Annotated in this window: 14 protein-coding genes; 2 read left to right on the top strand and 12 right to left on the bottom strand. The window is 44.2% G+C overall.

Annotation, left to right across the window (positions count from 1 at the left end):
* Positions 1 to 3: 3 nt before the first annotated feature.
* The 3 genes from JZO70_RS07295 to JZO70_RS07285 form a co-directional block, all read right to left on the bottom strand.
* Positions 4 to 402 (bottom strand): helix-turn-helix domain-containing protein, encoded by a 399-nt coding sequence (locus tag JZO70_RS07295; RefSeq protein ID WP_207672891.1) that lies wholly within the window; start codon positions 400 to 402, stop codon positions 4 to 6.
* Between the two features lie 191 nt (positions 403 to 593).
* Positions 594 to 938 (bottom strand): hypothetical protein, encoded by a 345-nt coding sequence (locus JZO70_RS07290; protein WP_207672890.1) that lies wholly within the window; start codon positions 936 to 938, stop codon positions 594 to 596.
* Between the two features lie 284 nt (positions 939 to 1,222).
* Positions 1,223 to 2,176, bottom strand: coding sequence for a hypothetical protein (locus JZO70_RS07285; protein ID WP_207672889.1), 954 nt, complete (start codon positions 2,174 to 2,176; stop codon positions 1,223 to 1,225).
* Positions 2,177 to 2,364: 188 nt separating this feature from the next.
* Between JZO70_RS07285 and JZO70_RS07280 the strand changes: the two genes are divergently transcribed.
* Positions 2,365 to 5,070 carry a transglycosylase domain-containing protein gene (locus JZO70_RS07280; protein ID WP_207672888.1) on the top strand — a complete coding sequence of 902 codons (2,706 nt, stop codon included), beginning with the start codon at positions 2,365 to 2,367 and terminating at the stop codon, positions 5,068 to 5,070.
* 8 nt (positions 5,071 to 5,078) lie between these two features.
* Here JZO70_RS07280 and JZO70_RS07275 read toward each other — a convergent pair whose 3' ends face one another.
* From JZO70_RS07275 to JZO70_RS07235, 9 genes are all read right to left on the bottom strand, one after another.
* Positions 5,079 to 6,515: a helix-turn-helix domain-containing protein gene (locus tag JZO70_RS07275; RefSeq protein WP_207672887.1), complete on the bottom strand. Its 1,437-nt coding sequence runs from the start codon at positions 6,513 to 6,515 to the stop codon at positions 5,079 to 5,081.
* Positions 6,499 to 7,089 (bottom strand): hypothetical protein, encoded by a 591-nt coding sequence (locus tag JZO70_RS07270; protein ID WP_207672886.1) that lies wholly within the window; start codon positions 7,087 to 7,089, stop codon positions 6,499 to 6,501. Before JZO70_RS07270 ends, JZO70_RS07275 begins: the two co-directional genes overlap by 17 nt.
* Complete coding sequence (locus tag JZO70_RS07265; protein WP_207672885.1) at positions 7,086 to 7,847, bottom strand: class A sortase; 762 nt, start codon at positions 7,845 to 7,847, stop codon at positions 7,086 to 7,088. Before JZO70_RS07265 ends, JZO70_RS07270 begins: the two co-directional genes overlap by 4 nt.
* Entirely contained in the window at positions 7,834 to 8,907 is a 1,074-nt protein-coding gene (locus JZO70_RS07260; RefSeq protein ID WP_207672884.1) for a WxLIP family cell surface protein, read from the bottom strand. Before JZO70_RS07260 ends, JZO70_RS07265 begins: the two co-directional genes overlap by 14 nt.
* A 69-nt stretch (positions 8,908 to 8,976) precedes the next feature.
* Positions 8,977 to 9,708: a WxL domain-containing protein gene (locus tag JZO70_RS07255; RefSeq protein WP_207672883.1), complete on the bottom strand. Its 732-nt coding sequence runs from the start codon at positions 9,706 to 9,708 to the stop codon at positions 8,977 to 8,979.
* Positions 9,709 to 9,720: 12 nt separating this feature from the next.
* Positions 9,721 to 10,512, bottom strand: a complete 792-nt coding sequence (locus JZO70_RS07250) for a WxL domain-containing protein (RefSeq protein WP_207672882.1) — start codon at positions 10,510 to 10,512, stop codon at positions 9,721 to 9,723.
* 11 nt (positions 10,513 to 10,523) lie between these two features.
* Entirely contained in the window at positions 10,524 to 11,201 is a 678-nt protein-coding gene (locus tag JZO70_RS07245) for a WxL domain-containing protein (protein WP_488473503.1), read from the bottom strand.
* A 7-nt stretch (positions 11,202 to 11,208) separates the two neighbouring features.
* Positions 11,209 to 11,583, bottom strand: a complete 375-nt coding sequence (locus JZO70_RS07240; protein WP_242703835.1) for an EF2685/EF0750 family sortase-dependent surface protein — start codon at positions 11,581 to 11,583, stop codon at positions 11,209 to 11,211.
* Between the two features lie 9 nt (positions 11,584 to 11,592).
* On the bottom strand, positions 11,593 to 14,220 hold the full coding sequence (locus tag JZO70_RS07235) for a pectate lyase-like adhesive domain-containing protein (protein WP_207672880.1): 2,628 nt from the start codon (positions 14,218 to 14,220) through the stop codon (positions 11,593 to 11,595).
* A gap of 425 nt (positions 14,221 to 14,645) precedes the next feature.
* On the opposite strand from JZO70_RS07235, the gene JZO70_RS07230 reads away from it, so the two are divergent.
* The gene (locus tag JZO70_RS07230; RefSeq protein ID WP_207672879.1) at positions 14,646 to 16,055 is read left to right on the top strand and encodes a helix-turn-helix domain-containing protein; all 1,410 of its coding nucleotides are present in this window, start codon (positions 14,646 to 14,648) and stop codon (positions 16,053 to 16,055) included.
* The last annotated feature ends 35 nt before the right edge of the window (positions 16,056 to 16,090 follow it).

Raw genomic sequence — 16,090 nt, 5'->3', positions numbered from 1 at the left:
CTCCTATATTTTCTTGATTATTAAGTAGAAGATGCTGAAGCAGTTCGCGATAATTAAGAGAAAGATTAACGCCCAAATGATTTTACTTACTGGACTGGCTAAAACTAGTATTAACATTAAGACAACATTGACTAACAATAAAAGGATAAACGTCTTGATGAAACGATTTTGTTGGGTATTTTTTTGCAGTTGATGAACCATTTTATGGTCTCCTTTCAATAATTCGTCCAAAGACAATTGGTAGATATCCGATAAACGAATGATTCGCTCGATATCTGGGTAGCTGCGGCCATTCTCCCAATTGGAGATCGTCTGGCGCGTCACCCCCAATGCTTCGGCAACTTCGTCCTGCGTCATATGCAAGATATTTCTTCTTTCTCTCAGCTTTGCTCCAACTTCCATCTGCTTATCCTCATTTTCTCTTCTTTTGTCTTTAGTTTAAATCAAAAACCGTTTGAAAAGACGTAAAAATGCTTTTACATCCCGCTATATTAGGCTTTTTTACGATGAATGACTGCAAAAACTCCCTCAACTTTGGAACAAATAGACTAAAAAAGCATGACCAAACTTTCGTCCAATCATGCCTTTTACTATTAACTTGCTACAAAATACCCGTACCAAACCTTATTATCGGCATCGTCGACGTGAGAGCCGATCAGTTCTAAATTGCTGCCTTTTCTGTACTGTTTATTGTCTCTCGCTTCTAAATCCTCTTTAAACAGCTGATCATAAGAATCATAACGAACCCGCTGAATCTCGGCACCTTCCCATTGCTGCATCAATTCCGCATAATATTGGCGCTCATTTTCACCGCTGGTCTCAACCGGCACTTCCACTGAAGCAACTGGAGTTTCTGGAGCCGGAGCCGCTTTTTCTACGCGACATCCTGTGAAAAGCAGCAGCATCGATAACAAACAAACCACTAGTCCTTTTTTCATATCGTTTCCTCTTTTTCGTTTTCTCTCTTTAATAGTATCATATTGTATTTTTGAATGGTATGACAATTTTTGTCTTTTGTTTAACAGTAAACAGATCAATTTTCTCCCAAATAGACTTTTAATAGTCTTTACAAAGTCTTAAAGGCTTCCTGAAGGCATTTATACAAGTTTACATAATATTTTAGGTCATCTTCAGAAAGCGTTTTATATAATCTTTTAAAAGTCTTTTGGATTATTCCAAAGAAAAAAGCTAAGAAAATGTCGCCATCTTCTCAGCTTTCTCATTACTGCTTCGTCACCGAATTAATCCGCTGCTGCAGGCGATCATATTCTACTTTATACGTATCCGCCTCTTTTTGTGAGGTTGGTACTTGGAAGTAGTAATCAGTCACACCATCAACTGGACTGTTGGAATGATAGAAGCGGTTCAAATACGCTTGGCGCAAATCTCCGCGCGTTGCTACATAGAGATCAAAGAATCCTGCCGTATCCTTCATCGGAACTTCTTTTTCCAAAGCCGCAAATTCTGTCTGATCCGGACTCAATTCTGATTGACGCATTTGCTGGTACAGTCGTTCATCCGACCCGCTGGCAATCACATCTGACCATTCTGTTTCAAAATCAGCCGAGCGATCCAAATAAGTATCGTCAGAAGTAATCAATAGCGCCGAACTGTCGGTGCCATCTGAAACCGTCAGGGACAACAGCTCTGAAGGATTGTATGCTAGATCAACTAAATAATCCTTACGCGTCCCGTCTGCAGAAGTAAAGGTCCATTGTTGGCGCTGATTGGTCACTACTTCTTCGTCTTGCAGTGTTTGGCCAAAGCCGATCAATCCAACTTGTACAAAGGCGGCTTCCTCCGAACTAATCATGGGATACACCTTGCGATACAATTCGTACACAACACCCGTATCGGCCACATCGCCAAACACGGTTAAAAAGATATGTTCTAAATCCTGCGAGCTGGCCAGACTGTCCGGCTGCTCCAAGCCATCATTCAACGCGTTAATCTTGTCCGTCTGAGCATTCAGCAGCTCTTGGTCGTTTACATCCTTTAAGGCCAATGCCGGCAGCTTCGGTAATTCCGCCTGCTCCTGCTCTTTCTCGTCACTGGCGAAGACGCTGAAGGGGATCGTAAACTGTGGAAAGTTCCCCGTTAAGACGACCGCAACAGATGCGACAAACAAACCAGCCAGGATGCCCCAGAAGATTAACCATTTTTTTGTGGTTCTCATAGTTCACCTCGTTTTGTTTTCCTTCCTCATTGTGGCGACATTTCCCCTTTTCGTCAACCCTTCTTGGTATAAAATTGTGGAATTTTACTTAATTTTTCTAAATTTTTGCTGCTAAAGCGTCGATTACCATGGTCATTCCTGCTGTTATCTATTAAACTAGAAGAAAATGATTTTTTTGAGGGAGCCACATGTCAGAAGGAAGAAAAAATCGACGTCAAAAGCAAGACAAGAAAAAGCTGGTTCTGCCTTTTGTATCGGCAGACAAAAAACGTCAAAAGCCAAAGAAAAACGAAACCAACCGTAAATCAACAACTAAAACCAAAAAGCCTAAAGGCCCAGGTTTATCTAAAGTAACCAAAATTTCCATCGCCGTATTAACTTTAATGGTGATCGCCGTTATTGCCGGAGGCGTGTTCTTTTTGAAACAATATGGTCAAGTGATCACCACTGCCGTAGATGCCGGACAGCAGCAGGCGAAGTCGATCCAAGAAAGCGACTTTAAGCAATTCCGACCAACAACCATCTTGGATGTTAACGGCAATACACTTAAAGAGCTGAAAACCCAAGAGCGGGATTATCTTAGCTACAAGGATATTGATCCGTTAGTATCTGAGGCCTTGATCTCGATTGAGGACCGGCGTTTTTACGAGCATCACGGCGTGGATACCCAAGGACTGATCACGGTAGGACTAAATGCCGCGTTGGGTCGCGGGGTTCGTGGAGCCTCCACCATCACCCAGCAGCTGGTAAAAAATATTTACCTGACACCCGAGGTTTCGATTTCCCGTAAAGTGGAAGAAATGGTGATGGCTCAGGCCTTGGAACAGAAATTCTCCAAGGAACAGATTTTAGAATACTATTTAAATAATGTCTATTTTGGTAATGGCGCATACGGCATCAACGCCGCATCGCGGGTTTATTTTGGCAAATCAATTAACGATACGACCTTGTTGGAAAAGGCTGTGTTGGTAGGAATTACCAATAATCCTGGAATGTACGATCCCGTCAGCAACAAAGAAAATGCCATGAAACGGGGCAAAACCATCTTAAATGAGATGTTAAACCAAGGTTATATCACCAATGCCGATTTCGAAAAAGCGACCAACGATGATTTCACTGCCAGCATTCATTCTGAAGCTTTGGATAATGACTTGGGCGACAACGAAATAGCTTTAGCGGTAGATTCGGCTACGAAAATTTTGATGGAGCAGCAGGATTTCCGCTTCCAGTATCAATTTGACAGTGCCGAAGAGGAAGAACGTTACAATCAAGAATATCTAGATGCCTACAACAAGGTTTACCAACGGATTTTATCCGGCGGTTACGAGATTCAAACTAAAATCGATCCAACGATCCATCAACAAATGCAGGACATCCTGACCCGCGTGATGGAAAGCTGGCCGAACATGGACCCTGAGAAAAATATTTACAGCAAACAAGCAGCCATGACGGTGATTGATAATGCCACTGGCAGTGTCGTAGCAAGTATCGGCGGTCGCGGGGAAGAAGGCAATACCTACAATCGAGCCTTCCTATCCTATCGTCAACCAGGTTCAGCGATTAAACCGCTAGTTTCATACGCCCCTGCTTATGGGCGCGGACTATTGGAAACCAGCACTGTTTCAGATGATCGACCAAACAATAACTATCCTAACAACATTTATATGGGTTCACGAGGAAATCTAACCTTGCGCAATGCGTTGGCGATGTCTTCCAACGTGGTCGCTTATAAATTAGCGATGGACAACCAAGCCGAATTGCAAGAGCCGGTTTACCAACCGTTGGCTCAAATGCAATTTACCGGTCTAGATGTAGCCGATGATAATCCGATTATCGCAGTCGGCGGGATGACCTACGGGGCAACCACCCAGGAAATGGCCAGCGGAATTGCGACCTTGGTTAACCAAGGAAACTACCGCATGCCAACCAATATTCAAAGCATCAAACGGAAAGACAACGACCAAGAAATCTTTAACTTGAACGATTCACCGCAACGGAAAGTGTACAGCGAAGATGCGGCGTACTTGACCCTTGATACTATGAAAGCTGTCCATCAAGATGAAGATGGAACAGCCACAGATACTAACTTGGCTCATAACCAATATTGGGCAATTAAAACTGGTACGACTGATGAAGCGAAGGACTTGTGGACTGTGGGGGCAACTCCTCATTACACAGTGGCCGTTTGGGCCGGCGATGATACACCGCAGCCGCAGGATAATGCCAGTGTCGGTAAAGCGACTCGTCAGATTTTCCAAGAAGCGATGGATCTATTAAATGAAGGAAAAGAAGATGTCGATTTCCAAATGCCTGCTTCAGTGACAAACCAAGACGGACAATTGGTGACACGTTCCAGCCAAGCCAAGCAAGTATTGGCTACCCGTCAAAGTGCTTTGGCGGCAACGACCCAGAATATTGATGGCCTAGCTAAAACCAAAGCCAACGAATTGATTGCAGAAAAACTAAACAGTCCAACGGTGTCTGAAGCATCCAGCTTTAGTACGCAGCTGTTAGCGGACCGGATTCAAACCTTAAGCCAATTTGAGCTGATTGTTACCGACAATCAGGATAACTGGAAAACCTTTGACCAGTATGCGCAGCAAGTTTGGGCTTTGGTTCAAAACGTAGAACCGGCCGGTGGCACGCTGTCTAACCAGTACACCAGCGTTTACCGCAACAAAGAAGCGCAATATGCACAAGAAAAAGCCGCCTTGACCGCCGATGTTGATCGTATCAACAACGACATCAAGACGACTGAGGATCAAAGCAAACAGCTTGATCAGCAAATCGAAGACCTCAAAAAAGAGTTAAATATTCGCAGTTCTGGCAGCTCCGGAAGCAGTTCTTCAAGAACAACTCCTAGCAGCTCCAGTGAAGCAGAAGAAGGGGATTAGCCGACTGGCTAATCCCTCTTTTCATCGATAAATTTTTTTGATCGCTGCTGGACAATCTTTTGACCTAAATTGGCCCAATCCAACGGCCGCGGCGGCGAAAGCCAAACCACATATTCACACTCGCAAGTCTCCCCTAACGCACGATTATCTGTCAATAAAATATCGGCTTCTTCCATCCGATCCGTGATGATTGCCCCAGCAGTTTGGAAGAAAATCAGATTCCCTTCAATAAACTGATTGTATAACTCCCCATAAGAAAAATCAGCATGAATTTTCACTGTGTGCAACAGCACCTCTTTAGGAAAAGAGTTCACAATCAGCAACAAATAATTAAAGAAGACAAATTTCTTCTTTCCATACAGCTGGGTTTTTTTCATCGATTCCAAATACTGCCGGCAAAAGGCCAAAATCTCGGGATAATTTTGTTGAAAGTAGCTGATGTCAATCGCCGGCTGCAAATCTTCATAACCGGAGCTCAGCTCCTTCAGCTGCAAATGCAAAAAATCCAAACGCTGGGTAAAATATGCCAGCTTTTCTGGGTGCTGCTTCACTACTGAGAACTTCTTTTTTAGTGCATCAACTAATTGCCGACTGTACTCCTTTGCGGTTGCATCCCCCACCGTTACTTGATCGATTGAATCTGCTGACCGAGTAAGATAGTAATTGGTAAAAGCTTGTTTTTCCACTGACGCAACAGTTGCCGGTACCCGGGAAAAGAAATACGGCTGACAAAATTGCTCTGGTCCTTCGGCATTTAATAATGGTAAACAGGTTTCCTTTAAATAATGGGCCTGCCGCAGCCGGATATCCGTCACGTAGCTATAATGAATCAAGTCATTTCGCTGATGCATGGTAAAATGCTCCAGCGGCAAAGTTGCAATCTGCTGCTTCACTAAGTAACTATCCTCATACAAAGACACCTCATCCTTGAAAATCCGGCTGAATAATTCCGTCACGAACAGCCGCAAGTTTTGTTCATCCTGACTAACCAACTGAAACTTTCGATTAATCTGCATCCCGTGATCCTTCAAAAAAAGGTTCAAGCGTTTGAATTCCTTATAAGCAATCGGATAACTAATCAGCTCTTTAACTGAGAAGTCATTCACAGAATTATATTTTTGCATGTACGCGCTGCAAAACAATTGAAAGTTCAGGGAATCCTCCACATAGTTTTCCAGCAGGGATGCCGAACTGGCTTCCCCGCTGATCTTTAAATGAAGAAACGGATCTTCATCGGAGATCAAAATCGCTTGGTCCAGCTGATAGCGTTCTAAATCATAGATCAGCGCTTCGATGACCCCTTTTAATACATAACTGGAAATCTCCAGGTGATCCATCAGCTCCTGCTTAGTAACCGAAAAAAAGGGACTTCGCTCCAGCAATCCCACCACTCGATATTTTCGCCATTCGTCTTTTGCTAAAAATTGTTCAAGCAAAGTAATCACTCAACTTTGTCTCTCCTTCTGCTATTGCCTCGCCATAAAGAGCCACGCCTGACAACAGGTAGGCACTAAGGGCAGTCTGACTGAACGCTGTGTCCTCACCTGCCTCCCCGCCAGAAATGGGTTCTGGCATATTTAGCGGTGCAGCACTAAAAAAATCATCATCTAACATAAGCGGTGTTTGCGGCTGACGGACAAACTTCCACATTCGGTCAGATTGTTGGGTATGTTGAATTTCTGCATTTGATTTTGTTTCCTCCGCTACTTTCCTTTCAGTGGTTCTATCAGGTTTACTGTCGGCTTCGCTGGTTTTTTCTTGCTTGGCAGCTTCAGTCGATGATTCTGTGGTTGCCATCTCGCTTGTTGCAGTTGTTTCCGATGATTCAGTCGACTCGAAAATAATCTCAGCATCTGAATCCTGAGTTTCCGGCAGTTCATTATTAGGAATCGGCGTAATCGCCTCGCTGGGATTCATGGGATCGTAAATGTTGGCCGCGGCGAGGGCATGATTGGAATAGAGAAAAAGACACGCCCCCATTCCTAGTGAGACCGAACGGGCAATGACCCGTTTTTTCATCGCATTTCCTCCTCTCGCAAAAGCCGTAAAATAATCAAGGTTCCTATGACAATTAAACTAAAAAACACAGCAGCAACCCTCCACACATTTTGTCGATTTCTTTTCGAGGTGGTTTTTTCCAGCCGCTGCTCCGTCTTAACAAATTCATTCGTCACCGAAGAACGATTGATTAAACGGGCAGTAACCACAAATCGTTGATCGGTTTGGGTCGGCTTGTCGCAGGTGATCAAGGTTAATTGCGGCTCTGTGGTTTCTTCCAACACACTAAGGTCGGTTTCCTTGATTATTTTGGTCGTTGTTACCTGATAGTGGTAGACCTCCCCCTCATAATCAAGGTACAAATCATCCTTTTTTGTTAAAGACAGCAGCTGCCCAAACAACAACTGCTGATTCCCTAGGTGATGGCCCAGCAAAACCACGTTGTCTGTTTGCGGACTGCGTTCTGGAAACAGCATACCACCACCGGCTAACAACGATTCTTGAGTAACCGTCGGATAGATCGGCACCAGAAATTGGGCACTGGGAATCAACAGCTTGCCGCTGATTGCCTGATCGGTTCCTTGAAAAGCCAAGATTTCAGAAAAAGTTGGCGGTTGCACCGCCTCCGCTTGATTTAACGGCTGTTCAACCACTTTGGTCTCAGCTAAAGACACTTGGTTTAATTTGTAACTCAACACACTTTGTTTCAGCATTGGAAAACAGAGCAATAACAACGCTGTCCAATAAACCAAAATCAGCAGGTAGCTACTTTTTCTCATGCTTCTTTTTGTACCAAATAAACAAAATAATCAGCAGCAGCAAAATCACACCGATTAAAATATACAACCAAGTAAAGTCCTTCTTAACTGTTACATCGCCATCATTTAGTTTTCGCGCTTCATCGGCTTTGATTTCAAATTCTTTTTCTAGCTGCCAATTGTAGCGATAATTTTCTGCTTCACCATCGGCATTTGCCAAAGTGAATTCTCCGGCTTCATCCTTTTGTCCATAGGCGTCTACCTTCAGAACATATTTCCCAGGACTTAACCGCTCGCCATTCAGTGGCAATCCTAGATTAAAATTAGAATTAGGGGCCATTTGCATGCCAGTCTGGGTGTTTTCGTAAATAATCTCGCTAGCACCTTGTTTCGTAACGGTCATATGAGCCGCTAATTGATTCAAATATACCGGATTCGGATTTTGTAAATTCCCATAAATTAATGTCCGAGCATTAACCTGATCGGCACCGGCAGCTAACAGCTTCAAATCCGGCGAACCGTTCTCAGTGGTTTGGCGCATCAACAAAGCCACCACATAGGAATATTCATTTTTGATGGCTAAGCCAGAAGATTCTTCACTAGAAGCAGCCGTTTCTTCGGCACTTTTCTCCTGGAAAGTAATTCCGCCAGCGATCACCCCGTCAAATGCTTCATTCGGCATATGTATGTTTAATTTGTATTCAGTTTCAGAATGGGGCGCTAACGTTACCTCGCCTGGCGCTTCCACATAATCCTTCAAATTGAAGGTCAACGATGAATCGGGTTTGATTTCATTGGTACTATATTCCACCACACCATTGCTGTTGGTGGTGGCACTGTTGATTTGCGCTTCGACAATTACTTCTTGATCAGTATCATTTCTCAAATTCACAGTTAATTCTTGTTTTTGATCTGGAGTAAGCTGCAAATCAAAATAGGTTTTGGATTTATCAATTTGGTTGTCGGGAATTTGTGGCGTCACCGCAAAATTAAATTCGGCCGCCTCACCGGTGATACTAGTTAATGCGCCGATGCCAGTCAGTAGAAAAATACATAAAGCGATTCTTTTTAAAATTTTCATTGTTTCGTCCTTTCAGTTAAAGGAAGGGATGCAAAAAGCACACCCCTTCTTTCGTTATTATTCGTTTTATTAGCTTGGAATATCTGCTAACGCCCAAGTAAAGGTTGTGGTATATTGTTTGGCGTATTTTGTAGTAGAACCTGGTACTGCTAATTCGATACTGTCAGCTCCGGTAGCCGCATCGCTGCCCCAGGCTAATAAGTACGTACCTGCACCTTGGCCGGTTGTTGCGGACATTACATTTACATATGCGTCATTCGGCGTTAAATTAATCGTTGCTTGGCCTGTAGGTTTTGCCGAACTAGAGGCAGTAACCACGTTTCCGTTTTTGAAGGTAATGGCTGCCCCCGTTAATTCTTGGTCTTCGGCGGTTTTAAATTGGCCGCTTTGTTTCACTTGCAGCTTCCAGCCGGTTTCTAATCCGCGATTATCGGTAACCTGTACAAAGTTCGGGCCAGTTTTTTCAGCATTTGCTTTATCGACATATTTTTGTGCCTTTGCTTTATAGACTTCATCAGTCGAAGTGATTTTTTGTGTACCGAAATCTAGGCTTGACGCGTAGTCGATTGATAAGGGACCATTTGTTCCTGGGTTTGGTCCAGTCGGATCAGTTGGATCAACCGGTGTAACTGGGTCAACCGGGTTAGTGGGATCCACCGGTTTGGTTGGATCTGTATTGGCTTCAAAGGTCACGGCTCCATTGGAGGTGTATTCTGCGCCGTCTGCTGCGAAACTAGTGACTGGTAATGCCAACCCTGCCAAGGCTAAAGCGGCTACTGTTGCGTATTGAATTTTTTTCATGTTTTCTCTCCTCTAAACGTTTTCTGGAATATCAGATAGATTCCAAGTTAATGTGGTTGTGTAATTTACTGCATCTTTTGGTGTGCTGCCGGGTACAAATAAGGAAACATCCTTCGTTACGTCTGCCTGTACATCGTTCCCGTCAGCGTCTTTTTCAGTCACGGTCTCAACTGCACCCCAGCGATTTGCCCACGTTCCGGCACCGCTATCCTTAACCGCAGACAAGACAATTGATTCGTTGCCGTTTGGATTCAAGGTAATAGGTTTTTCTGCTACTGGTGCGACAGCTGAAGAGTTGCTGGCAACTGTTGGATTATCCAAAGTGATGGCAGCTCCGGTTAAAGTAGCGTTCAAGGTAATGGTTTCCGCTTTGAATTGACCATTTTGTTTCACCTTCAAAACCCAACCGCCGTTATTCCCGCGATTATCAGAAACTTGAACATAGTTTGCGGTTTTAGGCGTTGTGCCATTGTAGGCTTGGGCCCGGGCAAAATAAGTTTCATCTTTATTAGAAATCTTGTTCAAACCAAAATCCAATGATGACGCATAGTCGATGGACAACGGACCATCTGTTCCAGGATTTGGACCATCTGGATCAGTTGGATCGATGGGATCAACTGGCTTGCCCGGATCAGGATCGGTTGGATTTACTGGCGGTGTCGGGTCGGTGTTAGGGATAAACTTAACCGCTCCATTGGACGTGTATTCTCCCCCGTCTGCTGCATGAACAACAGCGGCACCACTAAGAGTGGTAAAAGCTAAAACAGTCGCTGCTGCGGTGGTAATCATTTGTTTCTTTTTCATGTTTGTCCTCCTTATTGGTTTCCAGGCACATTTTTAAGTGCCCAGGTTAAAGAAGTGCGGTATTCTTTCGCGTATTTTACCGAACTTCCTGGTACCTTTAATTGAACCGCCTGATCGCCGGGCTTCTGCCCAAAGCGATAAAGCCAGGTGCCGGTTCCTTGGTTTGCGTTTGCTGTAACGACATTCTTCTCCTCGCCGATAGTCCGGAAAACAACTTCCTCCTCGGCTTGCGGGGCATAAGTCTGATCCACGTTGGATACTACCTCGCCTTTTAGAAAAGCTAATTCAGCGTTCTTCAGCTCTTGGTTGGCCGTTGTATGGAATTGTTGGTTCTGCTTCACACTCAATATCCAACCGCTCCCGGTTCCGCTAAGGTCTGAGACTTGAACAAAATTCGGACCGCTGGTTTGGGCGCCTTCCGTTGTTTGATAGCTCAAATCCTGTGCGTAGTAAGTCTGGTCGGTGGTAGTAATTCCTTGCTTGCCAAATTGAAAGCTTGAGGCATAATCAATCGAACGAATTCCGCCCGTCCCGGGAGTGGGGCCCGCAGGATCAACGGGATCTGCTGGCACAATCGGCTTAGTTGGATCAGGGGCCAATGGATCCAGCGGCCGAATGACTGTGCTGCTGTCGACTTGGTATGAAAGGCTCGTTTGTGATTCCTCTGCCAGAGCGGGAGTGCTTACCAGAAATAGACTACCAACGAGGAGAATGACTGCTTTTTTCAGATAAATCCCCTCCTCGCTTCAGTTTAAATCCGACGAATGCCAACAAGGCAATTCCTGCTATTGTCGTGAATGAAGAAGACCGATCGCCGGTTCGCGGTAAAATCCGACCTTTTCCTTCATAGGAGGGCAGAGCACTTTGCACGTTTGCCTCGCTTCTGCCCACTGAACCATTTGAATCACCAGTCGTTCCTGGCAATTCTTCCTTTGCAGGTGGGTGCTCATTGGGATATTCGTACACTCCGTAAAAGCCGGTTTTTCCATTGGAATCATAGTTGACTTCACCATAAGCAGGTGTGGCTGCTAAGAAGAAGAACGCTATACAGGCAAAAAATACTTTTTTCATTGTCATCACCTAATTTCCCGGTACATCTTCTAATTTCCAAGATAATTTCCCGGAGTATGTGCCCACACGCTGCTTTTCTGGAGGAACGACTAGTTTAAAGCCCTCGTCTGATTGCCAGCCTGCGGAGATGTCTTGAATACCGTCTTCAGTAAATTCACCGGTTTCAATCACTTGATTGCCGCCATTTACTGGCAATTCACCTTTTTGAGACGTGTAGTACAACGAATCGACTAAGGAGATCGTCCCCAGTTTGATTTCTTCCGATTGGTTGACGGTGATGCGCCAAGGCTTGTGGGCGTCACTGCGAGAATCGGAAATTTCCAGCTTGCCGCTGACTTGCGGTTGATAGGTTTCCGTTTTATTGGAAATATCATTCAAGCCAAAATTCAGCTGCTCAGGTACTTCTCTTAGTGACAGATAACCAACTAGGGTAACAGTCGAAGCCGCTTTAAAGGTAGCATCGCGATAATTCATGTCGGCAGCCGGTTGAATGTTCCCAACGGCATTATTAGTAACCGGTGGATTGTCAATTCCCGTCGCTGCACCACTTTGATCCCGTAAAAAGACTTGAAGAACATCGTTTTGCTTCAACGGCAAACTAGAAATATCCAACGTCCAAGTGCCATCGGCTGATACGGTGGTAGAAAGACCGGCAGCCTCTTGACCGTTGACTGTCAAAGTAACGAGGCTGTTTGCTTCACCGGTACCAGAAATTTGCGGGGTAATGCTTTCAATTTTCGTCCCATCATTTATCGTCGCTGGTTCTGGCGGTGTAACGTCGATGACCGTTGTGGCAATCGCCTCTTCGGTAATCCACGGTCCCCTTTTGGCAATACCGGACACTTCTTTGCCAGCTTTTTGGAAGGCGTCGGCCTGGTAAGTAATGTACCCGTTCTGATCGGTGGACAAATCAGAAATAACTTTGCCATAAGAATCCGTCAGGGTCACAGTTGCCTGATCCTTTGAAGCATAGACAGGAATGTACTTAATCTCTCCTGAACTATTTGATCCATTGTTGTCAGGCACCATGCCGATAATTACCTGTGCCTGCAAGGTTTTGTCGGCATCGGTAATTGGGGTCCATTCAATAGTAGGATTCTGATTCATCCCCGAAATTCGCCGGTAGTTATTTTGTTTGAATCCTGTAAGTCCCGGTTCAGTCGTAGTGACATTTTGAGCAGTTCCGTTTCCTTTCACTTCGAAGCTGGCTACTTTTGCATGGGTTTCATCCGATGGCCCTAATGGCTGGGTAGTCAACTTCCACAGATCAATATCTGAGTCGACAATTTTAAACGAGTTATACCCATAACTGCCCATTGACACTTGAACGGCTTGTCTGCCATCAACCAGATTCCGCAAATCGTACTGCGCGGGTGAATCCAAAATCATTCGCGTGTTTTGTCTAGGATAAGAAGCGAGTCCCAGTCCATCCGCAGCCATATTAATTAATGGTTGGGTGCTTCGGCCGATTACATAAAAGTAAGCGCCGGGATTCACTTCTAGATAGGTGTTGTTGTTAGAAAAAGCGACGACTGATCCTGAGGTCTGTTTACTGGTCAGATTCACCACGGCGCCAGGCTTAACAATCATCCCCGAACCGTTTTCATCAAAACGTACTGCATTTCCCGGCATGTTCACGTTGAACACACTGTTTTCGCCAACCGTTAACCGCTGGTAATAAAGGTAGACTGCCGGATAAGTGGTTCCGCCCTTTTGACTTTGCGTAATATTGACGCGACAGTTTTGGCCGATCGTGAATTCTCTTGAGGCACCTGTTGAATTGGTGGCGGCCGTTACGTTATACCAAAAAACGGAAAAATCATAAAAATTCACATTGCCGGTATAAACCGTGTTATCCTCCATAATGAAGCTTCCTAGATAGAAATTCTCAGCTCGGGTATCGATGTCCATATTCCCGTAAACGGTGACTTCGCCATAGGAGGCTCGTGCCAGCCGTTGTACACCAGGTTCTGTCTTGATATTTCCAAATCGATAGCGCCATTTTCCACCGTTAGGATAGTTTAACCGCGTTCCAACGATGTCCTCGGAATAACCACCTAGGTATTGCTGGTTCAAAACGATATCATGCATGTGAAATGAACCCGTAGCGTTAGTAGGAGCCGCTAGCCAAATCGACGAATCTCTAAAATCCACCCGATTGCCTTGCCCATCAATTTCAAGATTATTCCGTCGCGCATAAGTAGAAAGACGACCATCGCTCGTCGTTGGGTTAGTAAAACTTCCCGTCAGTGTAATCTTAGTAACTGTTTCATCGCGAATACTATTCACAAAGGTGGTCCAATCACCAACCGCCACTTCGCCAGCTGCAAAAGGTTGGACGGCCACTCGGTTGATCGCTTCTTCCGACTGGTCATCACTGCTGGGTTTGGTTGCTTCTTCTTTTGCGGATGATTCAACTGTTGCTTCTGGTTCCTTTGATTCAACCGTGGAACTTGAAGACTCCTCTGTTACACTGGAATTTACAGAAGACAAAGGATCTTCACTGAGTGTCGGGATCGACTTTTCCGTCTCACCTGTTGAAGACGAGACAGTAGTGGATTCAGTCACCGCAAGCGCAGCTGTGTTAGGCAGCATCAGACAAATCGCTAAAAGAAGCAGTCCTGTTTTTCGTTTCATTCTCTCCCCCCTTTCATTATTAGACTAACAAAGTAACTATTCTTTTTTTATAATTTTTTTATGCAAAAAAGATAGTTTCGTTATAACTATGTAGATAAACTTTGATTCCGCAAGTTCTTTCTCAGAATTAACACCTACAAACTAATGGTGCACTTATTATTCTAATCATAGTTTTACAGAAAAAAAGATCAACTTCTCAGTTATCAAAACCAAAAAGTGACCTTTTTATCTATTTCATCTATTTTTACTGGTTATTTCTGAAGGAAAATCACTTATTTGCTGCTGATCATCTTCTCTAAGAATTTACCAAGACGCCTTAAATTGACCCGTTTAAATTGAAATACTCGGGAAATATAACTATTATAAACATTCAAGAAGATGGAAACGGGGGGATTAGTATTTTTGGTTTAGATAAAAACACTTTATTGAAAAGAAAAATTATTGATACGTTAGATCGACGGACCCGACCTTTTACATATAAAGAATTAGCCGAAGCGCTCCAGTCTTCCAGTGTAACTACGCTGCAAGCCACCTGTAAGGAATTGGCCGAACTAATGGAACAACTCTATCCCGATCACTCCTGTTCGCTGGTCATTCAGAAAGAAAATCATGGAACGACTTTAACTTTCCTGCGTTCATCGGATAATCTGCAGGTTTTCTACGACTATCTGTATTCATCCGATTTGGCTTACGAAATCCTTCAAACACTTTTGTTTGAGCGACAAACCTCCACCGTTCTTTTTTGTATGGACCACGGCCTGAGTGAATCTAGTTTGAAACGAAAGATCAAGGATATTAATCGTGAGCTTCTTGATTTTGACTTGCGGATTACTTGTGCTAAACAGTTGAGCTTAAAAGGGCCCGAAGCCAAGGTTCGTGCCTTTTACTATATTTTTCTGCGTAGCGTACATCGGCAGTTTTTTACGATTCCCGGAATGCAGAATTTAGCGACTGACTATCAATTAGCAACAAAGCTAACAGAATACTTAGGTGTTTCTGGTGATTTGACCTTGGTTGAGCGTTTTGCCTATTGGGTGCTGATTACTCGTTTGGCAATTTCAAAGGGAAAGAAATTGCAGCTTTCGCAAGCCGATTTAACGGTAATGGACACCTTGGCTTTTCCAGAGCAACCCGCCTTCTTACTGAATTGGTCAACACAAGACTGGAATTTTTTACTAACAGTGGTCTACTGCTCGCTGTCGGAGAACTTCCAATTGCCTTTAAAAACCGAAAGTTCACTAGAAGCACCCCAGCAACAAAGCTGGATTCAATTATTTCAAGCATACTTTCGTTCGCTCACTCCAGAGGAAGAACAATTGATTCACACGAAATTGAATCAGCTGGCTATGACCGTGCATTTCTTTCCATTAAGCAGCACGTTTCTAACTACGCTCCAGGCGTTTGTCGGCTTAGATGAACTGACTGAAATGTACCCTCTCTACCTGCAGCGTTTTGAAGCGTTTTGGCAGGAATGGTCATCACAATTGTCCCGACCGGAATTGGAGATGTTTCGGATGTTCAGTTTAGCCACCTGTATTTCGATTATGCCGATGGATCAACTATTGCCGGAAATTGCTGTTTACGTTTATTCCGAAACTAGTGACTCGTTTAAGCAGTATCTCAGAATTAAGCTCAATTTTTATTTCAGCAATCGTTATGCTCTGAAGTTTGTCGAAATCCCGGAAGCGGCAGACTTGTTAATAGGCACTATCCCTTTTTACGAAGATCAATGTTCACCAAAACAAAAGCAGTTAATCGTTCGGGCGCGCGTTTCCCAAAAAGATTTGGACAACATTGCCGAATGCCTGCGGGAGTTATTCGAAAATCAATCCTAGGTAAAATAAAAAGCCGTTCTCTCAGCTGAAAGAAC

The organism is Candidatus Enterococcus moelleringii (assembly GCF_017377575.1).
Lineage (GTDB): Bacteria > Bacillota > Bacilli > Lactobacillales > Enterococcaceae > Enterococcus_A > Enterococcus_A moelleringii.
Note: the sequence above shows the minus strand (reverse complement) of the source record. Positions and strands in the feature narration are given on the sequence as shown.

Excerpts from the sequence above, each read along its gene's own strand:
- JZO70_RS07295 (WP_207672891.1), bottom strand. The coding sequence starts at position 402 with ATGGAAGTTGGAGCAAAGCTGAGAGAAAGAAGAAATATCTTGCATATG.
- JZO70_RS07290 (WP_207672890.1), bottom strand. The coding sequence starts at position 938 with ATGAAAAAAGGACTAGTGGTTTGTTTGTTATCGATGCTGCTGCTTTTC.
- JZO70_RS07285 (WP_207672889.1), bottom strand. The coding sequence starts at position 2,176 with ATGAGAACCACAAAAAAATGGTTAATCTTCTGGGGCATCCTGGCTGGT.
- JZO70_RS07280 (WP_207672888.1), top strand. The coding sequence starts at position 2,365 with ATGTCAGAAGGAAGAAAAAATCGACGTCAAAAGCAAGACAAGAAAAAG.
- JZO70_RS07270 (WP_207672886.1), bottom strand. The coding sequence starts at position 7,089 with ATGAAAAAACGGGTCATTGCCCGTTCGGTCTCACTAGGAATGGGGGCG.
- JZO70_RS07265 (WP_207672885.1), bottom strand. The coding sequence starts at position 7,847 with ATGAGAAAAAGTAGCTACCTGCTGATTTTGGTTTATTGGACAGCGTTG.
- JZO70_RS07260 (WP_207672884.1), bottom strand. The coding sequence starts at position 8,907 with ATGAAAATTTTAAAAAGAATCGCTTTATGTATTTTTCTACTGACTGGC.
- JZO70_RS07255 (WP_207672883.1), bottom strand. The coding sequence starts at position 9,708 with ATGAAAAAAATTCAATACGCAACAGTAGCCGCTTTAGCCTTGGCAGGG.
- JZO70_RS07250 (WP_207672882.1), bottom strand. The coding sequence starts at position 10,512 with ATGAAAAAGAAACAAATGATTACCACCGCAGCAGCGACTGTTTTAGCT.
- JZO70_RS07240 (WP_242703835.1), bottom strand. The coding sequence starts at position 11,583 with ATGAAAAAAGTATTTTTTGCCTGTATAGCGTTCTTCTTCTTAGCAGCC.
- JZO70_RS07235 (WP_207672880.1), bottom strand. The coding sequence starts at position 14,220 with ATGAAACGAAAAACAGGACTGCTTCTTTTAGCGATTTGTCTGATGCTG.